General features: G+C 73.3%; 25 protein-coding genes. 19 read left to right on the forward strand and 6 right to left on the reverse strand.

All coding sequences use genetic code 11. From position 1 onward, the window contains the following. Positions 1-17 precede the first annotated feature (17 nt). Both H7A69_RS00460 and H7A69_RS00465 read left to right on the forward strand, forming a co-directional pair. Positions 18-506, forward strand: a complete 489-nt coding sequence (locus H7A69_RS00460) for a hypothetical protein (RefSeq protein WP_069713170.1) — start codon at positions 18-20, stop codon at positions 504-506. A 175-nt stretch (positions 507-681) separates the two neighbouring features. Next, positions 682-2,892 (forward strand): NADP-dependent isocitrate dehydrogenase, encoded by a 2,211-nt coding sequence (locus H7A69_RS00465; protein ID WP_182045272.1) that lies wholly within the window; start codon positions 682-684, stop codon positions 2,890-2,892. A gap of 223 nt (positions 2,893-3,115) precedes the next feature. Here the strand turns inward: H7A69_RS00465 and H7A69_RS00470 are convergent, their stop codons facing one another. After that, positions 3,116-3,568, reverse strand: coding sequence for a DUF3817 domain-containing protein (locus H7A69_RS00470; RefSeq protein ID WP_182045273.1), 453 nt, complete (start codon positions 3,566-3,568; stop codon positions 3,116-3,118). A gap of 88 nt (positions 3,569-3,656) precedes the next feature. On the opposite strand from H7A69_RS00470, the gene H7A69_RS00475 reads away from it, so the two are divergent. Together H7A69_RS00475 and H7A69_RS00480 are read left to right on the forward strand one after the other, a co-directional pair. Beyond that, the gene (locus tag H7A69_RS00475) at positions 3,657-4,433 is read left to right on the forward strand and encodes a ThuA domain-containing protein (RefSeq protein ID WP_182045274.1); all 777 of its coding nucleotides are present in this window, start codon (positions 3,657-3,659) and stop codon (positions 4,431-4,433) included. Then, on the forward strand, positions 4,430-5,587 hold the full coding sequence (locus H7A69_RS00480) for a PP2C family protein-serine/threonine phosphatase (protein ID WP_182045275.1): 1,158 nt from the start codon (positions 4,430-4,432) through the stop codon (positions 5,585-5,587). Before H7A69_RS00475 ends, H7A69_RS00480 begins: the two co-directional genes overlap by 4 nt. Positions 5,588-5,634: 47 nt before the next feature. Here H7A69_RS00480 and H7A69_RS00485 read toward each other — a convergent pair whose 3' ends face one another. Then, entirely contained in the window at positions 5,635-6,066 is a 432-nt protein-coding gene (locus H7A69_RS00485; protein ID WP_141718994.1) for a hypothetical protein, read from the reverse strand. A 116-nt stretch (positions 6,067-6,182) separates the two neighbouring features. Between H7A69_RS00485 and H7A69_RS00490 the strand changes: the two genes are divergently transcribed. The 8 genes from H7A69_RS00490 to H7A69_RS00525 all read left to right on the forward strand — a co-directional run bounded on the left by H7A69_RS00490 (position 6,183) and on the right by H7A69_RS00525 (position 13,257). Next, on the forward strand, positions 6,183-6,845 hold the full coding sequence (locus tag H7A69_RS00490; protein ID WP_182045276.1) for a ScbR family autoregulator-binding transcription factor: 663 nt from the start codon (positions 6,183-6,185) through the stop codon (positions 6,843-6,845). Positions 6,846-6,975: 130 nt separating this feature from the next. After that, on the forward strand, positions 6,976-7,854 hold the full coding sequence (locus H7A69_RS00495; protein ID WP_182045277.1) for an aminoglycoside phosphotransferase family protein: 879 nt from the start codon (positions 6,976-6,978) through the stop codon (positions 7,852-7,854). Between the two features lie 58 nt (positions 7,855-7,912). Next, positions 7,913-8,551, forward strand: coding sequence for a hypothetical protein (locus tag H7A69_RS00500; protein WP_182045278.1), 639 nt, complete (start codon positions 7,913-7,915; stop codon positions 8,549-8,551). Next, positions 8,548-9,237, forward strand: a complete 690-nt coding sequence (locus H7A69_RS00505) for a DinB family protein (RefSeq protein ID WP_259346005.1) — start codon at positions 8,548-8,550, stop codon at positions 9,235-9,237. The genes H7A69_RS00500 and H7A69_RS00505 overlap by 4 nt, the downstream gene beginning before the upstream one ends. A gap of 205 nt (positions 9,238-9,442) precedes the next feature. Then, positions 9,443-10,090: an ABC transporter permease gene (locus H7A69_RS00510; RefSeq protein ID WP_069713178.1), complete on the forward strand. Its 648-nt coding sequence runs from the start codon at positions 9,443-9,445 to the stop codon at positions 10,088-10,090. Then, positions 10,077-11,381 (forward strand): ABC transporter ATP-binding protein, encoded by a 1,305-nt coding sequence (locus H7A69_RS00515; protein WP_182045279.1) that lies wholly within the window; start codon positions 10,077-10,079, stop codon positions 11,379-11,381. Before H7A69_RS00510 ends, H7A69_RS00515 begins: the two co-directional genes overlap by 14 nt. After that, positions 11,378-12,142, forward strand: a complete 765-nt coding sequence (locus H7A69_RS00520; RefSeq protein WP_182045280.1) for an ABC transporter permease — start codon at positions 11,378-11,380, stop codon at positions 12,140-12,142. The genes H7A69_RS00515 and H7A69_RS00520 overlap by 4 nt, the downstream gene beginning before the upstream one ends. Then, positions 12,139-13,257, forward strand: a complete 1,119-nt coding sequence (locus tag H7A69_RS00525; protein WP_182045281.1) for a glycine betaine ABC transporter substrate-binding protein — start codon at positions 12,139-12,141, stop codon at positions 13,255-13,257. Before H7A69_RS00520 ends, H7A69_RS00525 begins: the two co-directional genes overlap by 4 nt. Before the next feature lie 151 nt (positions 13,258-13,408). On the opposite strand, the gene H7A69_RS00530 is transcribed toward H7A69_RS00525, so the two are convergent. Next, positions 13,409-14,044: a TetR/AcrR family transcriptional regulator gene (locus tag H7A69_RS00530; RefSeq protein ID WP_083263980.1), complete on the reverse strand. Its 636-nt coding sequence runs from the start codon at positions 14,042-14,044 to the stop codon at positions 13,409-13,411. 98 nt (positions 14,045-14,142) lie between these two features. Here H7A69_RS00530 and H7A69_RS00535 point away from each other — a divergent pair, with 98 nt between their 5' ends. Continuing rightward, positions 14,143-14,670 (forward strand): GNAT family N-acetyltransferase, encoded by a 528-nt coding sequence (locus H7A69_RS00535; RefSeq protein ID WP_182045282.1) that lies wholly within the window; start codon positions 14,143-14,145, stop codon positions 14,668-14,670. A gap of 64 nt (positions 14,671-14,734) precedes the next feature. On the opposite strand, the gene H7A69_RS00540 is transcribed toward H7A69_RS00535, so the two are convergent. Next, the gene (locus tag H7A69_RS00540) at positions 14,735-15,010 is read right to left on the reverse strand and encodes a hypothetical protein (RefSeq protein WP_182045283.1); all 276 of its coding nucleotides are present in this window, start codon (positions 15,008-15,010) and stop codon (positions 14,735-14,737) included. Positions 15,011-15,110: 100 nt separating this feature from the next. Here H7A69_RS00540 and H7A69_RS00545 point away from each other — a divergent pair, with 100 nt between their 5' ends. The 3 genes from H7A69_RS00545 to H7A69_RS00555 all read left to right on the forward strand — a co-directional run bounded on the left by H7A69_RS00545 (position 15,111) and on the right by H7A69_RS00555 (position 17,920). Continuing rightward, on the forward strand, positions 15,111-15,797 hold the full coding sequence (locus tag H7A69_RS00545) for a hypothetical protein (RefSeq protein WP_182045284.1): 687 nt from the start codon (positions 15,111-15,113) through the stop codon (positions 15,795-15,797). Positions 15,798-16,018: 221 nt separating this feature from the next. Continuing rightward, the gene (locus H7A69_RS00550) at positions 16,019-17,464 is read left to right on the forward strand and encodes a phytoene desaturase family protein (RefSeq protein WP_182045285.1); all 1,446 of its coding nucleotides are present in this window, start codon (positions 16,019-16,021) and stop codon (positions 17,462-17,464) included. A gap of 3 nt (positions 17,465-17,467) precedes the next feature. Next, complete coding sequence (locus H7A69_RS00555) at positions 17,468-17,920, forward strand: SRPBCC family protein (protein WP_182045286.1); 453 nt, start codon at positions 17,468-17,470, stop codon at positions 17,918-17,920. Here the strand turns inward: H7A69_RS00555 and H7A69_RS00560 are convergent. Further along, positions 17,904-18,722: a shikimate 5-dehydrogenase gene (locus tag H7A69_RS00560; protein ID WP_182045287.1), complete on the reverse strand. Its 819-nt coding sequence runs from the start codon at positions 18,720-18,722 to the stop codon at positions 17,904-17,906. The two genes, H7A69_RS00555 and H7A69_RS00560, sit on opposite strands and share 17 nt — an antisense overlap. An 88-nt stretch (positions 18,723-18,810) precedes the next feature. On the opposite strand from H7A69_RS00560, the gene H7A69_RS00565 reads away from it, so the two are divergent. After that, positions 18,811-20,184, forward strand: coding sequence for an L-serine ammonia-lyase (locus tag H7A69_RS00565; protein WP_182045288.1), 1,374 nt, complete (start codon positions 18,811-18,813; stop codon positions 20,182-20,184). Between the two features lie 4 nt (positions 20,185-20,188). On the opposite strand, the gene H7A69_RS00570 is transcribed toward H7A69_RS00565, so the two are convergent. Next, positions 20,189-20,410, reverse strand: coding sequence for a hypothetical protein (locus H7A69_RS00570; RefSeq protein ID WP_069713188.1), 222 nt, complete (start codon positions 20,408-20,410; stop codon positions 20,189-20,191). 101 nt (positions 20,411-20,511) lie between these two features. On the opposite strand from H7A69_RS00570, the gene H7A69_RS00575 reads away from it, so the two are divergent. Next, the gene (locus H7A69_RS00575; protein ID WP_259346006.1) at positions 20,512-20,793 is read left to right on the forward strand and encodes a hypothetical protein; all 282 of its coding nucleotides are present in this window, start codon (positions 20,512-20,514) and stop codon (positions 20,791-20,793) included. A gap of 43 nt (positions 20,794-20,836) precedes the next feature. Continuing rightward, positions 20,837-22,522 carry a bifunctional 3'-5' exonuclease/DNA polymerase gene (locus tag H7A69_RS00580; RefSeq protein ID WP_182045289.1) on the forward strand — a complete coding sequence of 562 codons (1,686 nt, stop codon included), beginning with the start codon at positions 20,837-20,839 and terminating at the stop codon, positions 22,520-22,522. Positions 22,523-22,564 lie beyond the last annotated feature (42 nt).

Raw genomic sequence — 22,564 nt, forward strand, 5'->3', positions numbered from 1 at the left:
CCGGAAGGACCTGCGCCATGGCCCGAACGCCGCGGGAACGGCACGAACCCATCGACCTCGCGACCGCCGAGGTCGTGCTCGCCGGGACGCAGGACCTGTTGCCGGTGCTCCGGACGTCCGCCGTGCGGGCCGGCGTCGACGCGTCGCGGATGCGGGTCGTCGGGGTCGACGACGTGCACGAGGTCGCCGACCACGCGGACGCGGACCTCGCGGTCATCGCCATCCGTCGCCCGGGCGAGGACCCGGCGTTCCACCGCGCGCAGGAGACGGCCGAGCTCATCGCGCCGCTGCTCGCGCCGCACGCCGTCCGGATCGTCGTCACCGTGTCCGGTGTGACCCGCCTCGCGCCGAAGGTCGAGCGCACGCTCACGTCCGAGGTCCTGCACCAGATCGGGATCGCGTCCGCCACGTCCGGGTTCAAGCGTCCGTTCCGGAGCATGCGCACGCGGCTCGGCACGGCGGGACTCCGTGCCGCCGGCGTGCGCGTCTTCCGCATCACCGTCTGACGCGCCGCCGTTCGACGCGTCACCGTCTGAGGCGTCACCGTCTGACGCGTCACCGTCTGAGGCGTCGCCGGCAGCCTGGCCGTCGTCGGAGAGCCCATGTATCTTGATGTCGAGACATCCCGCGCCGCGAGTAGCGTGGACGTACCGACGGTCGAACAAGGGAGTACCCGCCAGCATGGCCAAGATCATCTACACCCTCACGGACGAGGCACCGTTCCTCGCCACCCACTCGTTCCTGCCGGTCGTCGAGGCGTTCGCACGCACCGCGGGGGTCGACGTCGAGACCCGCGACATCTCGCTCTCCGGCCGGATCATCGCGCAGTTCCCGGAGCGGCTCAGTGACGAGCAGCGCCTGGACGACGCCCTGGCCGAACTCGGCGAGCTCGCGAAGCAGCCCGAGGCGAACATCATCAAGCTGCCGAACATCTCGGCGTCGATCCCGCAGCTCAAGGCCGCGATCAAGGAGCTCCAGGCGCAGGGCTACGACCTGCCCGCCTACCCCGACGAGCCCACCACGGACGAGGAGCGCGACGTCCGCGCCCGCTACGACCGCACCAAGGGCAGCGCCGTGAACCCGGTGCTCCGCGAGGGCAACTCGGACCGCCGCGCACCGCTCTCCGTGAAGAACTACGCGAAGAAGCACCCGCACCGCATGGGTGCCTGGAGCCACGACTCGGGGACGAACGTCGTGACGATGGGCAAGGACGACTTCCGGTCGAACGAGCAGTCGTGGATCGCGCCCGCCGACGACACCCTGACGATCGAGTTCGTGGCGGCCGACGGCGAGACCACCGTGCTCAAGCAGTCGATCCCCGTCCTGGCGGGCGAGGTCGTCGACGGCACCGTCCTGCACGTCCGCGCGCTCGAGGCGTTCCTCCGCGACCAGATCGCCGCCGCGCAGGAGCAGGGCGTGCTGTTCTCGGTGCACCTCAAGGCCACGATGATGAAGGTCTCCGACCCGATCATCTTCGGCCACGTCATCCGCGCGTTCTTCCCGAGCGTCTTCGAGCGCTTCGGCGCCGACCTCGCCGCCGCCGGTCTGAACCCGAACGACGGCCTCGGCTCGATCCTCGCCGGGCTCGACGCCGTGCCGAACGGCGCGGAGATCAAGCAGGCCTTCGCCGACGGCATCGACGCCGGCCCCGAGCTCGCGATGGTCGACTCGGACAAGGGCATCACGAACCTGCACGTGCCGAGCGACGTCATCGTCGACGCCTCGATGCCCGCGATGATCCGCACCTCCGGCCACATGTGGGGCCCGGACGGCGAGGAGCACGACACCCTCGCGGTCATCCCGGACTCGAGCTACGCCGGCATCTACCAGGCCGTCATCGAGGACTGCCGTGCCAACGGCGCCTTCGACCCGTCGACCATGGGCTCGGTGCCCAACGTCGGACTCATGGCGCAGAAGGCCGAGGAGTACGGCTCGCACGACAAGACGTTCGAGCTGCCGGCCGCCGGCAAGGTCCGCGTCGTCACGAGCTCGGGCGAGACCGTCATCGAGCACGACGTCGAGCAGGGCGACATCTGGCGCGCCTGCCAGACCAAGGACATCGCGATCCGCGACTGGGTGAAGCTCGCCGTCACCCGTGCCCGTGCCACCGGCTCGCCCGCCGTGTTCTGGCTCGACGAGACCCGTGCCCACGACGCGAACCTCATCGGGCTCGTCCGCACGTACCTCGGCGACCACGACACCGACGGCCTGCAGATCGAGGTCATGGCGCCCGAGGACGCCATGCGCTTCTCGCTCGAGCGCATCCGCCGCGGCGAGGACACCATCTCGGTCACGGGCAACGTGCTCCGCGACTACCTCACCGACCTGTTCCCGATCATGGAGCTCGGCACCTCGGCGAAGATGCTCTCCGTCGTCCCGCTCCTCGGCGGCGGCGGCCTGTTCGAGACCGGTGCCGGCGGTTCGGCCCCGAAGCACGTGCAGCAGCTCGTCGAGCAGGACTACCTGCGCTGGGACTCCCTCGGTGAGTTCCTCGCGCTCGCGGTGTCGTTCGAGCACCTCGCCGGCGTGACCGGGAACGCCCGGGCGAAGGTCCTCGCGGACACGCTCGACCGCGCCACGGGCACGTTCCTCGACGAGGACAAGTCCCCGGGTCGCAAGCTCGGCTCGATCGACAACCGCGGCAGTCACTTCTGGCTGGCGAAGTACTGGGCCGACGAGCTCGCCCGACAGACCGAGGACGCCGAGCTCGCAACGGCCTTCCGCAGCCTGGCGTCGACGCTGGACGAGCAGGGCGAGACGATCGTCCAGGAGCTCGTCGCCGTGCAGGGGAAGCCCGCCGACATCGGCGGCTACTACCGCCCCGACAGCGCCAAGACGAACGCCGTGATGCGGCCGTCCGCCACGTTCAACGAGGCGCTCGCCACCCTGTAGACGCGCACCGACGACGGACGGGAGGCGCGGTGCCGGCTGGCACCGCGCCTCCCGTCCGTCGTCGTGCCGCCGCCCTGCCCCGCCGCCGCCGCGCACTCGAGGTTCCCGAATTCTGCACTCTCGAGGCAGATCCAGCGCTCGAGCGGAACCTCGACGAACCTGAGCGGCAAGTCGTGAACCTCGGCGGTCGGAGGCCGCGCGCCGCGCGCGCGAGGCCGCCGGGTCAGCCCTTCGGGACCGGCGGACCGACGACCAGCAGCGCCGAGAACACCAGCGCGACCGCCACGACCCCGATCGCCGCCGACACCCCGGGCCGACGCACCACGAAGAAGAGCAGGCGGTCCCAGACCCCGGACCGCTCGTCGGCGGTCCGTCGCCAGGGCCCCTCGAGCATGCCGCGCCGGGCGACCGCGACCTCGAACGGCACCGTGGCGTACGGCACGACGGCACTCGCCCAGCCGAGCACGAGCGCCCCGACGGACCAGCGCTGGTTCACCGCGACGACCGTCGTCACCACGAGGTAGGCCAGGAACACGAAGCCGTGGATGCTCCCGCCGATGCGCACGCCCCAGTCGCCGGCGTCGAGCGCGTACTTCAGCACCATCCCGGCGATGAGCAGCGTCCAGGTCACGAGTTCGGCCACGGCGGCGGCGCGGAACAGGGATCGGGGAGTCATGCCGACATGGTCGCGCACCCTGCCGGGGAGACTCCCGACACACGGCCGGTCGTATCGATTCGACCCGACACCGGGTAGCGTCGTCGTCATGTCAGCGCCGACCGAGAGCCGTCCCCTGAACATCGTCGTCTGGAACGAGAACGTGCACGAGAGCCGCGGCGACGCGACCGTGCTCGGGCACTACCCCGACGGCATGCACACCGTGATCGCCGCCGCCCTCCGCGAGCAACACCCCGGGGCGTCCGTGTCCACGGCCACGCTGCAGGAGCCCGAGCACGGCCTGACCGCCGAGCGGCTCGCCACGACCGACGTGCTGTTCTGGTGGGGCCACGTGGCGCACCAGGACGTGTCCGACGAGGTGGTCACCCGCGTGGTCGAGGCCGTCCACGCCGGCATGGGGCTCGTCGTCCTGCACTCCGGGCACTACTCGAAGCCGTTCACCCGGCTGATGGGCACCACGTGCTCCCTGAAGTGGCGCAACGACGGCGAGCGGGAGCTCGTCTGGACGATCGCACCCGAGCACCCGATCGCCGCGGGCGTCCCGCACCCGATCGTCATCGACCGTCAGGAGATGTACGGCGAGTACTTCGACATCCCGCGCCCGGACGAGGAGGTCTTCCTGTCGACGTTCGCCGGCGGCGAGGTCTTCCGCTCCGGGGTCGCCTACCGCCGGGGTCTCGGCCGGGTGTTCTACTTCTCGCCCGGCGACCAGGAGTACCCGGTGTACCACCACGCGGACGTCCAGCGGGTGCTCGCCAACGCCGCAGCCTGGGCCGCTCCCACGTCCGAGCGCCGGCAGCTGACGGCCGACCCCCACCCGCGGGACTGGTTCCTCAGCGGTGGGTCGGGTACACAGGAGGCGTGACCAACCATCTCGCCGGTGCGGACAGGCGCACCGCGGTGATCGAGGCGCTCGAGGTCCTGGGCTCCGGCCCGGAGGAGCGCTTCGACCGCATCACCCGCATGACCCACGAGGCCTTCGGCGTCCCGCTCACCTTCCTCAACCTCGTCCACCACGACCTCGTCACCACGCAGTCGACGTTCGGGTTCCAGCAGGGCACGAGCGTCCCCGCGAGCGAGCAGTTCTGCGCGACGACCGTGCTGAGCCCCGAGCCGATGGTGATCCCGGACGCCGCGCTCGACATGCGGTTCGCGCAGTCGCGAGCGGTGACCGAGTACGGCATCCGGTTCTACGCGGGCGCCCCGCTGACCATGCCGGACGGCACGCGCGTGGGCACCCTCTGCGTGATGGACGCCGAGCCGCGGGTCTTCTCCGACGAGGACCTCGCGCTCCTCGGCGACCTCGCCCGCTGGGCGGAGCGGGAGCTCGGGTACTCGATCGAGCGCGGCCGCGTCCAGCGGGTGCTCGCCGGGCTCGTGCCGGACCCGGTCACCGTCCCCGGTGCGTCGGTCACGGGGCTCGTCGTGGCGGACGAGGACGGCGGCGACCTCGCCGACTGGCGCACCGCCGCCGACGGCTCGGTGCACGTCACCGTCGGCACGGTGACCGCAGCCGGTCGCGCCTCGGCGCTCCTCGCCGCCTCGGTCCGCGCGGCCGTGGTCGCCCGGACGGACCTGCCGCTCCGCGACGCGGTCGCCGGCCTGGAGGCACAGCTCACCCCCGACCTGTCGACCGCCGGCGCCGTCGGCTCGCTCCTGCACCTGCGGTTCGACCCGACGTCGGGTCACGCCGAGTGGGTGGACGCCGGCCACGGGGAGGCGCTGCACCTGTCCGGCGGCACCGTCACCCCGCTGCGGTCCACGGACCTGCCGTTCGGCCTGCGGTCCGGCGGGGTCCAGCGGAGCGTGTCCTCCCTCGACCTCGCGCCCGGCGACCGCGTCGTGTTCGTCACGGACGGCACCCTCGGGCTCGACGGCGTCGGGGACGCGCACGGCCTCGCGACCGTCGCCGCGGCGCACCCCGACGACCTGGTCGACCACGTCCGGGCACTGGTCCCCACCGACCGGACGACCGCGGACGTCACCGTCGTCGTGCTCACCCGGCCCGCTGCGGACTGACGGGCGCTGCGGACTGACGAACGCTGTGGACTGACGGACGCAGCGGGCTAGCGGGCGCGCGGTGCCGGTCGTCCGGTGGCCGCCGCCACGAGCAGGGTCGCCAGGAGCGCCACACCGGCGAGCTCGACGCCGAGCCCCGCGGTCTTCCAGTACGCGCTGCCGACCACCTGCGGCTGCGTGATCGCCGCCGGCCACCACGGGTCGAGGAACGGGACCGTGCCGGGGAACGGGTCGGTCCCGAGCACGACGAGACCGCCGAGCAGCAGCACCACGCCGAGCCCGGCCATCGCCCCGCGCGGGCCGTGCAGCATCCGGACGACCAGGGCCGCGGCGAGCCCGGCGAACCCGAGCACCGCGAGCAGGAAGGCGACGACCACCACGGGCTGCGGGGTGAGCGCCACCCAGTCGAGCACCGCGATCGGCAGCAGCAGCCACCGTCCCGTCCGGGCCCAGCGTCGCGGGTTCCGCCATCCGTCCATGCCGGTCACGGTACGACAGCGCGCCGGGGGGTCCCCTGAGGGCCTCCTTCCGACCGGCTCCGCTGGTTACCATCGACGGCATGGCGCAGGACGGCCGGGGCAGGCAGGATCGGGCGGTGGCGACGCGGGCGGCCCTCATCGAGGCCGCCGCCGCGGAGTTCGACGAGCGCGGCTACGCCGGGGCGTCGATGGACGGGGTCGCCGAGCGGGCCGGGATGACCAAGGGCGCGCTCTACTTCCACTTCCGGTCGAAGGCCGACACGGCGAGCGCGGTGATCGCGGCGCAGGACGAGGTCTCGCGCCGGTACGCCGCGGCGGCCGCCGCCCGGGTGGCGTCGCCGCTCGAGTCGCTCATGTGGATGTCGCAGGGCGTCGCCGCGCAGATGACCAGCGAGGTCGTCGTGCGCGCCGGTCTGCGCCTGACCGCCGACCCGAACGCGCGGGCGATCCCGCGGGAGCACCCGTACGACCACTGGGTCGGGCACACCGCCGACCTCGTCCGCCGCGCAGTGGACGCGGGTGAGGTCGACCCGTCGTGGGACCCCGAGCTCGTCGGACGCGTGGTGAACCCCGCGGTCGCGGGCGTCCAGATGATCTCGGACGTGCTGCACGACCGCGCCGACCTGTACGAGCGCCTTCGGGAGCTCTGGACGGTCCTGCTCAGCGCGATCGGGACGGAACGGACACGGGCCGAGGTGCCACGGCTGGTGGCGATCATCGCGCCGGACCCACCGGGACCGGCCGCGTGTGCGGACGGTGCCGGGGACCCGGTCGACTGAGGGCGACGCGGGTCCCCCCAGGGACACCCACGTCGCTGTGCCACGAGGATACCGCGGAGTACGTTTCCGCGAGCAGCCCCAGTTCGCGGGACCGCCCGGCCCGGACCGGCGACCCCGCTACCCTGGGCCCGTGGCGACCCCGGCAGCCGAGCACCGCATCGACGTGGCCCTCGTCGCCGCCCTGCTCCGCGACCAGCACCCCGACCTGGCCGACCGACCACTGCGGGTCGTCGCGAGCGGCTGGGACAACGTGGTGGTCCGTGCCGGCGACGACCTGGCCGTGCGGCTGCCCCGGCGCGCGGCGGCCGCACGGCTCGTCGCCCACGAACAGCGCTGGCTGCCGGACATCGCCGCCCGGGTCGGCGGGGTGGTGGCGGTCCCCGAGCCGGTCCGCACCGGCCGACCGGCGCTCGGGTACCCGTGGACCTGGAGCGTCGTGCCCTGGCTGCCGGGCCGTCCCGCCGGGGAGCGCCCGCAGGGGAAGGCGGTGGCGCGGACGCTCGCGGCGTTCCTCGACCGGCTGCACGTGCCCGCCCCCGCCGACGCCCCCGTGAACCCGGTCCGCGCGGTCCCGCTGGCGACCCGCACGGACGCGGTGCTGACGCGACTGGCGACGGCCGACGTGCCCCGGGCGGCCGAGCTGGCGGCGCTCTGGCGGACCGCGGCCGGCGAGCCGACGCACACCGGGCCTCCCGTCTGGGTGCACGGCGACCTGCACCCCTTCAACCTGCTCGTCCAGCGGCAGCCGCTCGGCGACGAGCACCTGTCCGCCGTGGTCGACTTCGGGGACGTGACCTCGGGCGACCCGGCGGTCGACCTCGCGACGCGGTGGCTGACCTTCGACCGTGCGGGACGGCGCGCGTTCGCCGCGCTCGTCCCCGCCGACGCGGCCACCTGGACACGCGCCCGCGGCTGGGCGGTGTCGCTCGCGTCGGCGCTCGCCGTCACCGACGACGACGCGTTCCGGACGACCGCGGCCGCCGCGATCGACGCGGTGCTGGACGACTGAGGGCACCGGGGCTTATCGTTCCCTCACCTGACCGTGCACCGGAGATCGGAGGGGCCTGATGACCCTCGAGTTCCACGCCCCGCACGACGTCGACACCGACGCCACCCCCGCCCCGTCCACCCGGTCCGACCGCCGGGGTCCGAACGCTCCCGGGCGTGCCGGCGTCCGCGGCCTGCTCGACCGCCTCGCCGCCCGTCGGGCCGTCGCCCGCGACCGTCGACTGGTCGCGCACCTGCACGAGCTCGACGACCTCCAGCGGCTCCTGACCGACGCGCGCGGCGTGGTCGAGCGCGGGTGGATCCAGCACTCCTGGTTCGCCTACCTCGACGAGCACGGTCGCGTGCGGAAGGCCGCGAGCGCCGCGACGATGGACGCCCAGGGCCGTCCGCTCGTGGCAGCGTGCCTGGTCGGCGCCGTGGTCTCGGCCGCCGGCGGTCCGCAGGTCGTGCACTCGCAGCAGGTGCAGCGGGCGCTCGACCTGGTCTGGCACGCCCTCGCGGCCGACGAGGGGCAGGCAGTCGCCTGGTGCCCGGCGCCGGACATCCGGATGGCCCGCGTCCGCGACCTGACGAGCTGGAACGACGGCACGGACCGCACCGCGACCGAGGTGGCCTCGCTGCTCCTCACCGCGGAGCGCGTCGCCGTGCACGAGGCCGCGCGCGTCCAGGCGCGGCGGACGGCGGTCCCGACGACGTGACCGACGCCGTCCCGCAGGTGACCCCGGCCGCACCGTCGCCGTCGATCGCGGCGAGTGGCCTGTCGGCGCTGTCCGACGAGGGCTCCGCCCCGACGACGGACGCGGCGATGGTGAAGGACACGCTGCACCGCTACCTGCGGAAGCACCGGGCCGCGCTGCTCGCCAAGCTCGACGGCCTGGCGGAGCGGCAGGCCCGGTGGCCGCTCACCCCGACCGGCACCAACGTGCTCGGGCTCGTCAAGCACGTCGCCGGGGTGCAGGCGGGCTACCTCGGGCTCGTGTTCGACCGTCCGCTGCCCGACCCGCCCGCGTGGCTCGAGTCGTGGGACGGCGAGGACATGTACGCCTCGCTCGAAGAGACCACCGCGGACGTCGTCGCGTTCCACCACCGCAGCGCCGCGCACGCCGACGCGACCATCGAGGCGCTCGACCTCGACGCCCGCGGGGTCGTCCCGTGGTGGCCCGAGGACCGTCGCGACGTGACGCTGCACCGGATCCTCGTGCACCTGGCGTACGAGACCGCGCGGCACGCGGGGCACGCCGACGTCGTGCGCGAGATGCTCGACGGTCTGGCCGGCGACGGGGACGGCAACCTCGCCGACAAGACCGCCGCCGAGTGGGCCGACTGGCGCGCGCACCTGGTCGACATCGCCGAGCGGGCGGGGCTGGCCGAGCACGACCGGTAGTCGACCGCCGCTCGACATCGTTACCGTTCTCCCAGGCAGTGCGGGGCGCTGCCCTCGTGACCTGGGCTTTCCTCCTGGGCGGAATCGCAGGATCCGCAGCTTCGGCGTCCTTGTCGTTGTACAAGCGGGGGTCGCCCTGCGTACGGTCGGTCGGGTCCGTGCCCCGTCCTGTGGGGCGTCCAGCCCACCAGGAAGGGGCCCACCCGTGCTCCAGTACGTCGTGGAGCGATGGGACCAGATCTGGTTCTCGTCGTGGCAGCACTTCTCGCTGGTCGTCCAGTGCACCGTGCTCGCCACGCTCATCGCCGTGGTGCTCGCCACGCTCGTCTACCGCAGTCCGCAGCTCACGTCGATCGCGAACGGGGTGTCGGCCATCGGGCTGACGCTGCCGTCCTTCGCGGTCATCGGGCTGCTCATCGTGCCGCTCGGCTTCGGCGTCGTGCCGTCGGTCGTCACGGTCGTGTTCTTCGCGACGCTGCCGATCCTGCGGAACGCCGTCGTCGGCCTCGCCGAGATCCCGCCGACCGTCGTCGAGTCGGCGCGGGGGATCGGCATGAGCCGGATGCGCACCCTGCTGCAGGTCGAGCTGCCGATGGCGTGGCCGATCATCCTCAGCGGCGTCCGGGTGTCGGCGCAGATGGTGATGGGCATCGCCGCGATCGCCGCCTACGCGCTCGGCCCCGGCCTCGGCGGCTTCATCTTCTCCGGGCTCTCCCGGCTCGGCGGCGCGAACGCCCTGAACTCCGTCGTCATCGGCGTGGTCGGCGTCGTCCTGCTCGCCCTCGTCCTCGACCTGCTCCTCATCGGCCTCGGCCGCCTGACCACCCCGAGAGGTATCCGTGTCCAGCACTGACCCCGCCACCACCACCGCACCCGAGGGCGACGTCACCGGTCGCAGCATCCTGCTCGACGAGGTCACCAAGCGCTACCCGGGGCAGCAGAAGCCCGCCGTCGACGGCATCACGCTCGAGATCCCGGCCGGCAAGGTCGTCATGCTCGTCGGTCCCTCCGGCTGCGGCAAGACCACCACGCTGAAGATGATCAACCGGCTCATCGAGCCCACCGAGGGCCGCATCGTCGTCGGCGACGAGGACGTCACGAGCATCGACGGCGACGAGCTCCGTCGCCGCATGGGCTACGTCATCCAGGCGGGCGGGCTCTTCCCGCACATGACCGTCGCGGCGAACATCGCGATCGTGCCGAAGATGCTCGGCTGGTCGAAGGAGAAGATCGCCGCCCGCGTCGACGAGCTCCTCGACCTGGTGTCCCTCGACCCCGACACCTACCGCGACCGGTTCCCGCGGGAGCTGTCCGGCGGTCAGCAGCAGCGTGTCGGCGTGGCCCGCGCGCTCGCCGCCGACCCGCCCGTGCTGCTCATGGACGAGCCCTTCGGTGCCGTCGACCCGATCACCCGGCAGCGCCTGCAGGACGAGCTCCTCCGGATCCAGGAGGAGCTGCACAAGACCATCGTCATCGTCACGCACGACTTCGACGAGGCCGTGAAGCTCGGCGACTGGATCGTGATCTTCACCGAGGGTGCGCACATCGTGCAGTACGACACCCCGGAGCGGATCCTGGCCGAGCCGGCGAACGAGTTCGTCGAGAACTTCATCGGCTCCGGCGCCGGGCTGAAGCAGCTGACGCTCAACCGCGTGCGTGACGTCGAGCTCGCCTCGGCCGTCACGTGCTCGGCCGGCGAGGAGACCCGCGCCGTGCTGCAGCGCATGGACGAGGCCGGCGGCCACCAGCACGCCGTCGTCGTCGACCGCCGCCAGCGCCCCGTCGGCTGGCCGAGCCGCCGCCAGCTCGAGCGCCTGACCCGGGTGCCCGAGGGCGTCGAGCCCGACCTGCCCGTGGTCGGCGAGGCCGCGACGCTCAACGACGCGCTCGACACCATGCTCGTCTCGAGTGCCGGTGCCGCGCTGGTCACCGGTCGCGGTGAGGCGTTCCGCGGCGTCATCACCGTCGAGACCGTCATGGACGCGATCACCCGGTCCCGGGCCGCCGCCGCGTCCGACCAGGCGTACGCCCCGGTCGGCACGAACACGAACCCGATCGAGACGCTGCCGTCGTCGCCCGTCACGATCGAGGAGCGGAACGACGAGCACGCGGCCCGCACCGGTGCCGCCGAGGACGACCGGTGAGCACCGCCGCCGTCGCCGGGCCCGCCACGGGCGAGCGGACCCCCTGGAAGGGCCTGCTCGTCCAGCCGATCGCGATCCTCGTCGTCCTCGCCGGGTTCGCGGTGTGGCTGGCCACAGCCGACCTCTCCGCCACCGAGCGCAGCACGCTCAACCCGTCGAGCATCCTCGACCTGACCGGGCAGCACCTCGTGCTCACGCTGCAGGCGACCGTGCTCGTGCTCGTCATCGGCATCCCGCTCGGCATCCTGCTCACCCGCGGGCCGTTCCGCCGGGCGAGCACCGCCGTCATCGCGGTCGCCAACTTCGGGCAGGCCGCCCCGGCGGTCGGGCTCATCGTGCTGCTCGCCGCCTGGCTCGGGCTGAACAGCTGGTCGGCCGTGGTCGCCCTCGTGCTCTACGCGATCCTGCCGGTGCTGCGGAACACCATGCTCGGCGTGCAGAGCGTCGACGACCGGCTCGTCGAGGCCGGTCGCGGCATGGGCATGAGCGCGTTCGCCGTCCTGCTCAAGGTGGAGCTGCCGCTCGCCGTGCCGGTCATGCTCTCGGGCATCCGGACCGCCCTGGTCCTGCTCGTCGGCACCGCCAGCCTGGCGACCTTCGTCGGTGCGGGTGGCCTCGGGCTGCTCATCACCACGGGCGTGAACCTGTTCCTGCCCGCGGTGCTCGTCTCCGGGGCGCTCCTCGTCGCGCTCCTCGCCCTGACCATCGACTGGATCGGCCGCGTGGTCGAGACCGTCGCACGACCGAAGGGACTCCGATGACGTACGACGACCAGCCGCACGCCGTCCAGCCGCACGACGCCCAGCCGCACGCCGTTCGGCCGCACCGCCCCGCGGGCCGCACCGACGTGCCGGGCGTGAGCCGTGCCTCCCGTCCGTCCGTCCGTCGCCGCGCGCTCGCCGCAGCCGCCGTGGCGGGGGCGAGCGCCCTCGTCCTGACCGGCTGCGGCCTGCAGCCGGCCGCGTCCTTCGTACCGGGCGCCGCACCCGGCTCGATCCAGCGGATCGACGACCTGCCGGACGACGTCCACCTGACCGTCACGTCGAAGAACTTCACCGAGCAGCTCGTGCTCGGGAAGATCGCCGTGCTCGCCGCGAAGGCCGCCGGGTTCGACGTGACCGACGAGACCAACGTGCCCGGCTCCGTCGCCGTCCGCGAGCTGATGACCTCGCACAGCGCCGACGTGACGTACGAGTACACGGGCACCGCCTGGCTGACGTTCATGGCGCACGACCAGGGGATCCCGGACAAGACCGAGCAGTGGCAGGCGGTGAAGGACGAGGACGCCGGCAACGGTCTGACCTGGCTCGAACCCGCGCCGATGAACAACACGTACGCCTTCGCCGTGCGCGACGAGGCCGTCCCCGAGCTCGACGACGTGCAGACGCTGTCGGACATCACGAAGCTCCCGGTCGACCAGCGCACGTTCTGCGTCGAGTCGGAGTTCAACTCGCGTGCGGACGGCTTCAAGCCGATGCTCGAGAAGTACGGCCTGGAGCTCGGTGGCTCGGGGGAGGACGGCGTGCCGACGAGCAACGTCAGCATCCTCGACACCGGGACGGTGTACACGGCCACGGACCGCGGCAAGTGCAACTTCGGCGAGGTCTTCACCACCGACGGGCGCATCAAGTCGCTCGGGCTCACCGTCCTCGAGGACGACCGTGGCTTCTTCCCGGCCTACAACGTCGCGCCGGTGATCGACTCGGCCACGCTCGAGGAGTACCCGCAACTCCGCGACGTGTACGACCAGATCTCGCCCGCGTTGACCGACGAGGTGCTGCAGGAGCTCAACCGGCAGGTGGACGTCGAGGGGCGTGAGCCGGCGGACGTCGCGTTCGACTGGATGGTCGACGAGGGCTTCATCACGGCGCCCTGACCGGGTGGTCGGGTGGTCGGATCGTCGGGTGGTCGGGACCTCCTGCAGGTCCGGACGGGAGGCGCGGTGCCGGTGGGTGGCGCGCCTCCCGCCGTCCACGGGGTCGCGTCGCGGTCGCCGGGTGCGCCGGTCTGCGCGGGGCCGGTCCGCGTCAGGCCGCGTCGAGGCGGGTGGCGGTGTCGCGGATGGTCGCGACGAGTCGGGCGCGCACCTCGACGGGGTCCGAGCCCTCGTGGCGGGCCGCGCTGCGCAGCCCGGTCATGCACATGCCCAGGAGCATCTCGGCCGCCTCGGGCGTCGCCGCCTCGGGCCCCCACGCCGGATCGCGCGCCAGGATCGTCCGGACAGCGCCGGTCATCGCCTCGGCCACCGTCGTCATCCGGGCCACCTGCCGGCGCACGAGCTGCGGGAAGCGCACGATGACCTCCTTGCGGTCCGTGCGCTCGCGCTCGTCGCCGAAGGACTCGCCGAACACCAGGAACGCCAGGTCGACCACGGCCTCGACGACGGGCCGGCCGGACACCGCGGCGAGGTGGGCGTCGAGCGCCTCGGGCGAGAGGTCGACCTCGGTGTGCCCGAGGACGGCGTCCTCCTTGCTGGCGAAGTAGTTGAAGAACGTCCGCGGGGAGACGTCCGCGCGCGCGGCGATCTGCTCGATGGTCGTGCGCTCGAGGTCCTGCTCGAGGACGAGGGACCGGGCGGCGCGGGCGATGCGGCGACGCGTCTCGAGGCGCTTGCGGTCGCGCAGGCCCAGCGCGGGAGCCGGTGCGGACGCGGTGTCGGACATGGCGTCACTGTAGCCGTCGGAGGCCCGGATCTGCAGGGTGCGCAAGCTTGCAGGGGTGCACCGGACGTGCGGGCGTGCCGGTGCCTAGTGTCGGGAGCGTGGCGGCTTCAGGACGGGACCTCGGCGACGGGTGCGCGCTCACGCTGCGCGACCTCAGCACCGTCGACGCCGTGCACGACCTCGTCGCGGCGAACCTCGAGCGGCTCCGCGCGGCCGAGCCGTGGGCGTGGGGACCGGTGACCCGCGAGGCCCTGGTGCTGCACACCGAGCAGCTGCTCGGCCGGTACGCGATGGACCGGGCGGTGCCGTGCGTCGTCCGCTCCGCGGGACGGATCGTCGGGTCCGCCTCGCTCGCGCTCGACCCGTACCTCGGCCAGGCGTCGCTCGGGTACTGGGTCGACGCCGGGTCGGAGGGGCGGGGGATCGCGCACCGGGCTGCCGCCGCGCTCGTCGAGGTCGCCCGCGAGCGGGGGAGTGCCCGGGTCGAGATCCGGACCGGGGTGGACAACGAGCGCAGCCGGCGTCTCGCGGAGCGCCTCGGGTTCGCGCACGAGGGGACGCTCCGCAGCGCGCTGCCGCTCGGTGACCGCCGGGTCGACGTCGCGGTCTACGGCCTGGTGCTCTGACCGGCGCGGCGCAGCGGATCTGCTCGGCGCAGCGGGTCTGAGCGGCGCAGTGGGTCTGCTCAGCTCAGTGGGTCTGGGCGAAGCTCGCGAACACCGCCAGGCCCCCGAAGGCGACGACCAGCACGAGGGCGAGGATCCACACGGCCAGCGCGACGAGGTTGAGGAGGATGCCCCAGCCCGCACGGCTGCGGGCCATCGGCTCGCGGCTCCGTGAGGCGATGCCGAGGCAGAGGCCGACGACCGGTGCGAAGAAGGTCCACCCGGCGAGCAGCGAGCAGATGCCGAGCACGAGGCTCGCGGTGCCGAGGCCGGTACGGGGGAGGGTCTGCGTGGTGGTCATGCACTCGACGCTACGGGCCGGGCGAGCGAGCCGCGTCCGTCCGCGGCGGGATCCGGGGTCAGCCTGCGGACGGACGGCCGCACGCCGGTATCGTCGGAGCATGGCCCTGTTCGGACGACGCACCAAGCACGATGTCCGCGACCGACCCGTGAGCCAGGTCGAGCTCAAGCGGGCCGTGGACGAGGGCTTCCTCATCGCCCGGGCGGCCGTGACCGTCGCGGTGGCGAACCGGATCATCACGAACGCACTCCGCGACCAGGGGTACTTCGACCACGCGCTCATCGCCGAGGCGACCCGCGAGGAACTGCACCGGATGGCCGAGGAGCAGCGCGGCGACGCCGCCCGCATGCGGGAGATCCGTGCGACCTCGAGCAAGCAGAAGGGCCGCTCGCGCCACCAGCACGACTACAAGCGGGGCGACGACCTGAAGCTCCGGACGCGCGAGGCCACCTACGAGCAGCTCGCCACCATGCTCGACCGGCGTCGCGACGACCAGGGCTTCGTCGACGGCATCGTCCTGCACGCCCGGGCACGGGCCTGGGACGACATCGGCACGACGGTGGTCGGACGGCTCGGGTGGGCGCAGCGTCCCGCCGACGACTACGAGGTCGGCCGCGACGAGCGCCTGCAGCAGATGCTCGACGAGGACTTCGCGACACTGCTCGCCGAGCACCCGACCGGCGCGGGGTCGCCCGCGAACACGCCGGCGGACGCCGACGAGCCGGACGAGGGGGACGGGGCCGAGGACGGCACCGACCCCGCGGACGCGGACAGCGCGCGCCCCTGACCCTCACCGGCCCCCGCCCGGGAGCGGCGCGTGGCCCTGGTCGTTCCGGGCGTACCTGGTCCTCTCGGGCGTACCTGGTCCTTCCGTTCCACCAGGCATGCCCGGTTCCACCAGCCATCACAGGCGTTCTGGGAAGGAACGGGCAGCCAGCGCGGTCGGGCGTCCCGCGGCGGAACGGTCGTCTGACCGAGCACGGAAGCACGGGACCCTAGGCTCGGGCCATGGTTGATGCGGTGGTCGTCGGTGCCGGACCGAACGGGCTCGCGGCAGCGGTGACGCTCGCGCGGGCCGGTCTGTCGGTCGAGGTCGTCGAACGGAACGACACGATCGGTGGCGGCGCCCGCACGGCGGAGCTCACGCTGCCGGGCTTCCACCACGACGTCTGCTCGGCCGTGCACCCGATGGCGCTGCAGTCCGAGTTCTTCCGGCGCTTCCGGATGGAGGACCGCATCGAGCTCCGGCTGCCCGACGTGCAGTACGGCCACCCCCTCGACGGCGGCCGTGCCGGCATCGCCTACCGGGACCTCGAGCGCACGGCCGAGGCGCTGGGCGTCGACGGTCCCGCGTTCCGCAACCTCATGGCGCCGCTGTCCGGCAACGCCGACCAGGTCGCCGACTTCGCCACCGACGCGCTCCTGCACGTGCCGCGGCACCCGCTGACCGTGGCGCGCTTCGGCCTGCGCGCGCTGGAGCAGGGGAGCGCCGCGTGGAACCTGCGCTTCCGCGACGAGGTGGCACCGGCGATGGTGTCCGGCGTCGCGGCGCACTCCATCCAGCACATGCCGTCGCTGTCCACGGCCGCCGCTGCGCTGTCGCTCGGCTCGTACGCGCACGGCCGCGGGTGGCCGGTGCCGATCGGCGGCAGCCAGGCGATCGTCGATGCGCTCGCCGCGGACCTCGTCGCCCACGGCGGCACGATCGAGACCGGTCGCGAGGTCCGGTCGCTCGCCGACCTCACCCCGGCGAAGGCCGTGCTCTTCGACACGAGCGTGCCGGGGATGCTCGGCATCGCGGGGAAGCAGATCCCGACCCCGAAGCGCGGCGCCCTCCGACGCTTCCGGTTCGGCAACGCGGCGGCGAAGGTCGACTTCGCGCTGTCCGACCCGGTGCCGTGGACGAACACGGAGCTGCGCCGGGCGGGGACGGTCCACATCGGCGGCACCCGGGCGGAGATCGCCGCGGCGGAGCGTGCGGTCGCGAACGGGCAGCACGCCGAGCGGCCGTACGTGCTCGGGTCGGAGCCGACGGTCGTCGACCCGGGTCGCGCGCCGCGCGGCAAGCACGTCTTCTGGGCGTACGCGCACGTGCCGGCCGGTTCCGACGTCGACCCCACGGACGCGATCGTCCGGCAGGTCGAGCGGTTCGCCCCGGGCTTCCGCGACACGATCCTGCAGTCGGCCAGCCGCACGGCCGTGCAGATGGGTGAGTACAACCCCAACTACGTCGGCGGTGACATCGCCGCCGGGGCTGCGAGCTTCTGGCAGCTCGTCAAGCGGCCCGTCCTGTCGTCCGATCCCTGGCGCATGGGCGGCGGCATGTACCTGTGCTCGGAGGCGTCAGCACCCGGCCCGGGGGTGCACGGCATGGCGGGGTGGCACGCCGCCCGCAGTGCCCTCACGCACACCTTCGGGCTGTCCGAGCACGTCGACCTCGAACCGGAGGACTGAACCGTGGCCAAGAACGTCCGCATCATGCACTGCACCCCGGAGCAGGTCTTCGACGTGCTCCGCGACGGCTGGCTCTACCCGACCTGGGTGGTCGGCGCCTCGCGCATGCGCGGCCAGGACCCTGCGTGGCCCGCCGTCGGCAGCGAGCTGCACCACTCGTTCGGCATCTGGCCGTTCGTCATCGACGACACCACCACGGTGCTCGAGGTGGACGAACCACGGCGCCTGGTCATCGAGGCACGGGGCTGGCCGTTCGGCGAGGCCCGTGTCGAGGTCGACGTCGAATCCCACCCGCGCGGCTGCCGGGTGACCCTGCGCGAGGAGTTCGTGCGCGGAGCGGTGTCGCTCGTCCCCGGGTTCCTCGCCCAGCCGGGCATCTGGATCCGCAACCACGAGGGCATCCGCAGGCTGCGCTGGATCGCGGAGGGCCGCGCCGCCGTCACTCCGCGCGGCTGAACGCGCTCGCGCGCTGCACCTGGTCGTCCGTCAGGGCGACGCCCGTGTAGCGCTCGAACTGGCGCGCCGCCTGGAGCGCGATGACCTCGGCGCCGGTGACGACCCGGGCGCCGGACGCGCGTCCGGCGCGGACCAGCGGGGTCTCGGCGGGGAAGGCCACGACGTCGAAGACCGTGGACGCGGCGTCGATGCGGTCCTGCTCGAAGGCCAGCGCGTCCTCGTCGACACCGCGCATGCCGAGCGGCGTGACGTTCACGAGCACGTCGGCCTCCGGCGCCTGCTGCTCGACGGGGACCCAGTCGAAGCCGTACTGCTCGGCGAGGGCGGGGCCGGCGGTCGTGTTCCGCGCGACGACCGTGAGGTGGTCGAAGCCCGCGCCGCGGAACGCCGCGGTGACCGCCTTCGCCATGCCACCGGAACCCCGCAGGACCACGCGGGCGGCGGGGTCGACCTCGTGCGTGCGGAGCAGGGCGGCGACGGCCTCGTAGTCGGTGTTCGACGCGGTGAGCACGCCGTCGTCGTTCACCACGGTGTTGACCGACCGGATCGCCTCGGCGGAGTCCTCGACCACGTCGACGAGGGGGATGACCGCCTCCTTGAAGGGCATCGACACCGAACAACCGCGGATGCCGAGCGCGCGGATGCCGGCGACCGCGCCGGGCAGGTCGGTCGTCGTGAAGGCCTTGTAGGCGAAGTTCAGCCCGAGCTCGTCGTAGAGGAAGTTGTGGAAGCGCGTGCCGATGTTGCTCGGGCGGGCCGCGAGCGAGATGCAGACCTGCATGTCCTTGTTGAGGATGGGCATGGAAGGAGTGTCCCACGCGGCCGCCGATGGAGCGGTCCATGCCCGACCGACTCGGAGGCCGCCCGTCCGGACGGGTTAGTGTGCAGGGGTGCCGGTCTCCGTGTTCGATCTGTTCAGCGTCGGGATCGGCCCGTCGAGTTCCCACACCGTCGGGCCGATGCGAGCCGGGGCCGCCTTCGCCGCCGCGGTCGTCGACGCACCGGTCGCCGGGATCGACGTCCACCTGTACGGCTCGCTCGCCTCGACCGGGCAGGGGCACGGCACCCTCGGCGCGGTGCTCGCCGGCTTGATGGGGTCCGCTCCCGAGACGGTCGACCCCGACGAGATGGTCGCGGCGCTCGAGGACCTCGAGCGCACCGGGTCACTGCGACTGGCCGGTGGCGCGACGGTGCCGTTCCGCCAGGCCGACATCGTGCTGCACCCCCTGACCATGCTGCCGCGGCACCCGAACGCGATGCGGCTGACCGCCACCGACGCCGCCGGTTCCGTGCTCGCCGAGGAGACCTACTACTCGATCGGCGGCGGCTTCGTCACGAGCGACACCGAGGGAGCCGTGGCCGAGGCCGCGATCCCCGTCGACGACGCCGTGCCGTACCCGTTCTCGAGCGGCGCGGAGCTCCTCGCCGCCTGCGCAGCGACGGGCCTGCCCGTGAGCGGGATCGCACTGGCGAACGAGACCGTGACCCGCGGCGCGGAGGACGTGCGTGCGTGGCTCCTGCACGTGCACGACGTCATGCGCGAGAGCGTCGACCGGAGCATCCGCCGGACCGGGACCCTGCCGGGCGGCCTCGCCGTGCGTCGGCGTGCCGCGAACTGGTACGAGCAGCTCACCCGGGACGACCCGCACCACGACCCGCTCTTCGCGATGGAGTGGGTGAACCTCACGGCGATGGCGGTCAACGAGGAGAACGCCACGGGCGGCCGGGTCGTGACCGCGCCGACGAACGGTGCCGCGGGGATCATCCCGGCGGTGCTGTCCTACGCGCTCACCTACGTCTCCGAGATCGCACCGGAGGACCGCGACGACGCCGTGGTCCGGTTCCTGCTCACGGCGGGGGCGGTCGGTTCGATCTACAAGGAGCGGGCGTCGATCTCCGGCGCCGAGGTCGGCTGCCAGGGCGAGGTCGGGTCCGCGGCGTCGATGGCCGCCGCCGGGCTCGCCGAGGTCCTCGGCGGCAGTCCCGAGCAGGTGGAGAACGCCGCCGAGATCGCGATGGAGCACAACCTCGGCCTGACCTGCGACCCGATCGGCGGGCTCGTGCAGATCCCGTGCATCGAGCGGAACGCGATCGCGGCGAACAAGGCGATCAACGCGGCGCGGATGGCGATGCGCGGCGACGGGGTGCACCACGTCTCGCTCGACCAGGTGGTCGAGACGATGCGGCAGACGGGTGCCGACATGTCGACGAAGTACAAGGAGACCGCGATGGGCGGTCTGGCGGTGAACGTCCCGCTCTGCTGAGCGGTCAGTCGACCCGCATCTCGAGCGTGACGTCGCACGGCGCCACGTGCCGCTGCCCGTCGTCGTCGAGCACGATGAGCGAGGGGCGGCCGTGCGCGTCGAGGACGTCGACGGCGGTGCCGAGGACCGACCGGCCGCGGTCCTCGTAGCGCACCACGGCGTGCATCGGGACGTCGTCCGGGGTCACCGGACGCCAGGGCATCGTTCCTGTGGCGTCGATCTGCATGCCGACATCCTGCCGGTTGTCCAGATCACGCACACAATCGACGAGTGCTCCTCGACTCCTGCGGACGGTCCTCCGGGTCGCGCGCGCGTACGGTCGGCACCATGAGCGCGACCGGCCACGACCACCCCGACCAGCCCGACCAGCCCGACCACGACGAGCTCGACGACGGGGTCGACATGTCCTTCGAGGAACGGCGGCAGGACACCTTCCGGCGCATGTCCGGCTCGGACGAGCACGACGCGGACCCGCGGGTCGAGGTCTCGCGCGCCGAGGACGGCGACGTCCGCATCGACGTCGCCGACACCGCGGCGATCCGCCCGGGCGACGCCGCCGGCACCGACCCCCGCACGGACGCGGCGCAGGACCCGCACCACGCCGACTGACCCGCGGTCCGGCGGGGACGGTGGTCCGGGGGAAGATCGACGGGTGCACCTCGTCCTCCACCGCGTCGACGGCGGCGTCACGGCGACACCCCTGACCGACGCGGGGGAGTCGGCGGGCGAGCCGACCCGACTGGACGACCCGCGCCTCCCGGCCTTCGTCGCCGCGCACGACGGACCGGACGTCCGCTGGGTCTGGGACGACACGGCCCGCTGGTACCCGGCCGTCCTCGCAGCCGGCGGCCGCGTCGCCCGCTGCACCGACCTGCGGCTGTGCCGCCGCATCCTGCGCGGTGCGCTCGCCGCGCGGGACACGGCCCTCGCGCGGCTCCCGTCCGACACGTGGGACGCCCCCGGCCAGGAGGCCCGTCCCACCCGGGCGACGCAGGCGTCGCTCTTCGACGACGCGCTCTTCACCGTCGCGCCCGCCGACGACGCGGCCGACCCGGTCGCCGAGCTCCGCCGCCAGCTCGACGCGGTCGCCACCTCGACCACGCCCGGCGCGCTGCGCCTGCTCACCACCGCGGAGTCCGCCGGCGCACTCGTCGCCGCCGAGATCCTGCACGCGGGCCTGCCGTGGCGGGCGGACGTGCACGAGCGCCTGCTCGAGGACGCACTCGGGCCGCGGGTGCCCGCCGGGGTGCGCCCGCGTCGGCTCGAGGAGCTCGCGGTCGTGATCCGCGGACACCTCGGCGACCCGGGGCTCAACCCGGACTCGCCGACCGACGTCCTCCGGTCGCTCCGGGCCGCGGGGCTGATGGTGGCGAGCACGCGGAAGTGGGAGCTGCAGGAGCTCGAGCACCCGGTGATCGCCCCGCTGCTCGAGTACAAGCGCCTGTCGCGCCTGCTCACGGCGAACGGCTGGGCCTGGCTCGACGAGTGGGTGCAGGACGGCCGCTTCCACCCGAAGTACGTCGTCGGCGGGGTCGTCACCGGGCGCTGGGCGGCGGACGGTGGCGGTGCGATGCAGCTGCCGAAGACGGTCCGCGGCGCCGTGGTGGCCGACGACGGCTGGGCCTTCGTCGTCGCGGACGCCGCGCAGCTCGAGCCGCGGGTGCTCGCCGCGATGGCGGGGGACCGGGCGATGGCGACGGCGGGCGACGGGCGCGACCTGTACGACGGCGTGGTGGCCTCGGGCGCGGTGGAGACCCGGCAGCAGGCGAAGGGCGCGATGCTCGGCGCGATGTACGGCGCGACCCAGGGCGACGCCGGCCGACTCGTGCCCCGGCTCGCGCGCGCGTTCCCGGCCGCGCTCGGCCTGGTCGACCGGGCCGCCCGGGCGGGGGAACGCGGGGAGCCCGTCACGACGCTGCTCGGTCGGACCTCGCCGGTGCCGGACGAGGCCTGGTTCGCCGCCCGCAACCGCGCGTGGTCGGTGGACGGGACGACCGCCCAGCAGCGGACGGTCGAGTCCCGTGCCCGGAGCTGGGGCCGGTTCACGCGGAACTTCGTGGTGCAGGGGACCGCGGCCGAGTGGGCGCTCGCGTGGATGGGGTCGCTGCGGACCCGGCTCGCGGCGCGGTTCCCGGGCCCGGTGACGGCCGGGCCGCACCTGGTGTTCTTCGTGCACGACGAGATCGTGGTGCACACGCCGGTCGAGCACGCCGCGTTCGTCGCCGAGCAGGTCCGGGCGGCGGCGGTGGACGCCGGGCGGCTGCTCTTCCGGGACTTCCCCGTGGTGTTCCCGCTGTCGGTCTCCACGGTGCGGGACTACGGGGCCGCGAAGGACTGAGCGCGCACGCACGTGCTCGCAGCCGGGTCCGGGCAGGGTGGG

Origin of the sequence: Curtobacterium sp. ME26, from assembly GCF_903970945.1 — a bacterium.
Classification (GTDB): Bacteria; Actinomycetota; Actinomycetes; order Actinomycetales; family Microbacteriaceae; genus Curtobacterium; species Curtobacterium citri.

Coding starts and splice junctions, on each gene's coding strand:
- H7A69_RS00460 (WP_069713170.1), top strand. CDS start 18: ATGGCCCGAACGCCGCGGGAACGGCACGAACCCATCGACCTCGCGACC.
- H7A69_RS00465 (WP_182045272.1), top strand. CDS start 682: ATGGCCAAGATCATCTACACCCTCACGGACGAGGCACCGTTCCTCGCC.
- H7A69_RS00470 (WP_182045273.1), bottom strand. CDS start 3,568: ATGACTCCCCGATCCCTGTTCCGCGCCGCCGCCGTGGCCGAACTCGTG.
- H7A69_RS00475 (WP_182045274.1), top strand. CDS start 3,657: ATGTCAGCGCCGACCGAGAGCCGTCCCCTGAACATCGTCGTCTGGAAC.
- H7A69_RS00485 (WP_141718994.1), bottom strand. CDS start 6,066: ATGGACGGATGGCGGAACCCGCGACGCTGGGCCCGGACGGGACGGTGG.
- H7A69_RS00500 (WP_182045278.1), top strand. CDS start 7,913: ATGACCCTCGAGTTCCACGCCCCGCACGACGTCGACACCGACGCCACC.
- H7A69_RS00525 (WP_182045281.1), top strand. CDS start 12,139: ATGACGTACGACGACCAGCCGCACGCCGTCCAGCCGCACGACGCCCAG.
- H7A69_RS00530 (WP_083263980.1), bottom strand. CDS start 14,044: ATGTCCGACACCGCGTCCGCACCGGCTCCCGCGCTGGGCCTGCGCGAC.
- H7A69_RS00540 (WP_182045283.1), bottom strand. CDS start 15,010: ATGACCACCACGCAGACCCTCCCCCGTACCGGCCTCGGCACCGCGAGC.
- H7A69_RS00545 (WP_182045284.1), top strand. CDS start 15,111: ATGGCCCTGTTCGGACGACGCACCAAGCACGATGTCCGCGACCGACCC.
- H7A69_RS00550 (WP_182045285.1), top strand. CDS start 16,019: ATGGTTGATGCGGTGGTCGTCGGTGCCGGACCGAACGGGCTCGCGGCA.
- H7A69_RS00560 (WP_182045287.1), bottom strand. CDS start 18,722: ATGCCCATCCTCAACAAGGACATGCAGGTCTGCATCTCGCTCGCGGCC.
- H7A69_RS00570 (WP_069713188.1), bottom strand. CDS start 20,410: ATGCAGATCGACGCCACAGGAACGATGCCCTGGCGTCCGGTGACCCCG.
- H7A69_RS00575 (WP_259346006.1), top strand. CDS start 20,512: ATGAGCGCGACCGGCCACGACCACCCCGACCAGCCCGACCAGCCCGAC.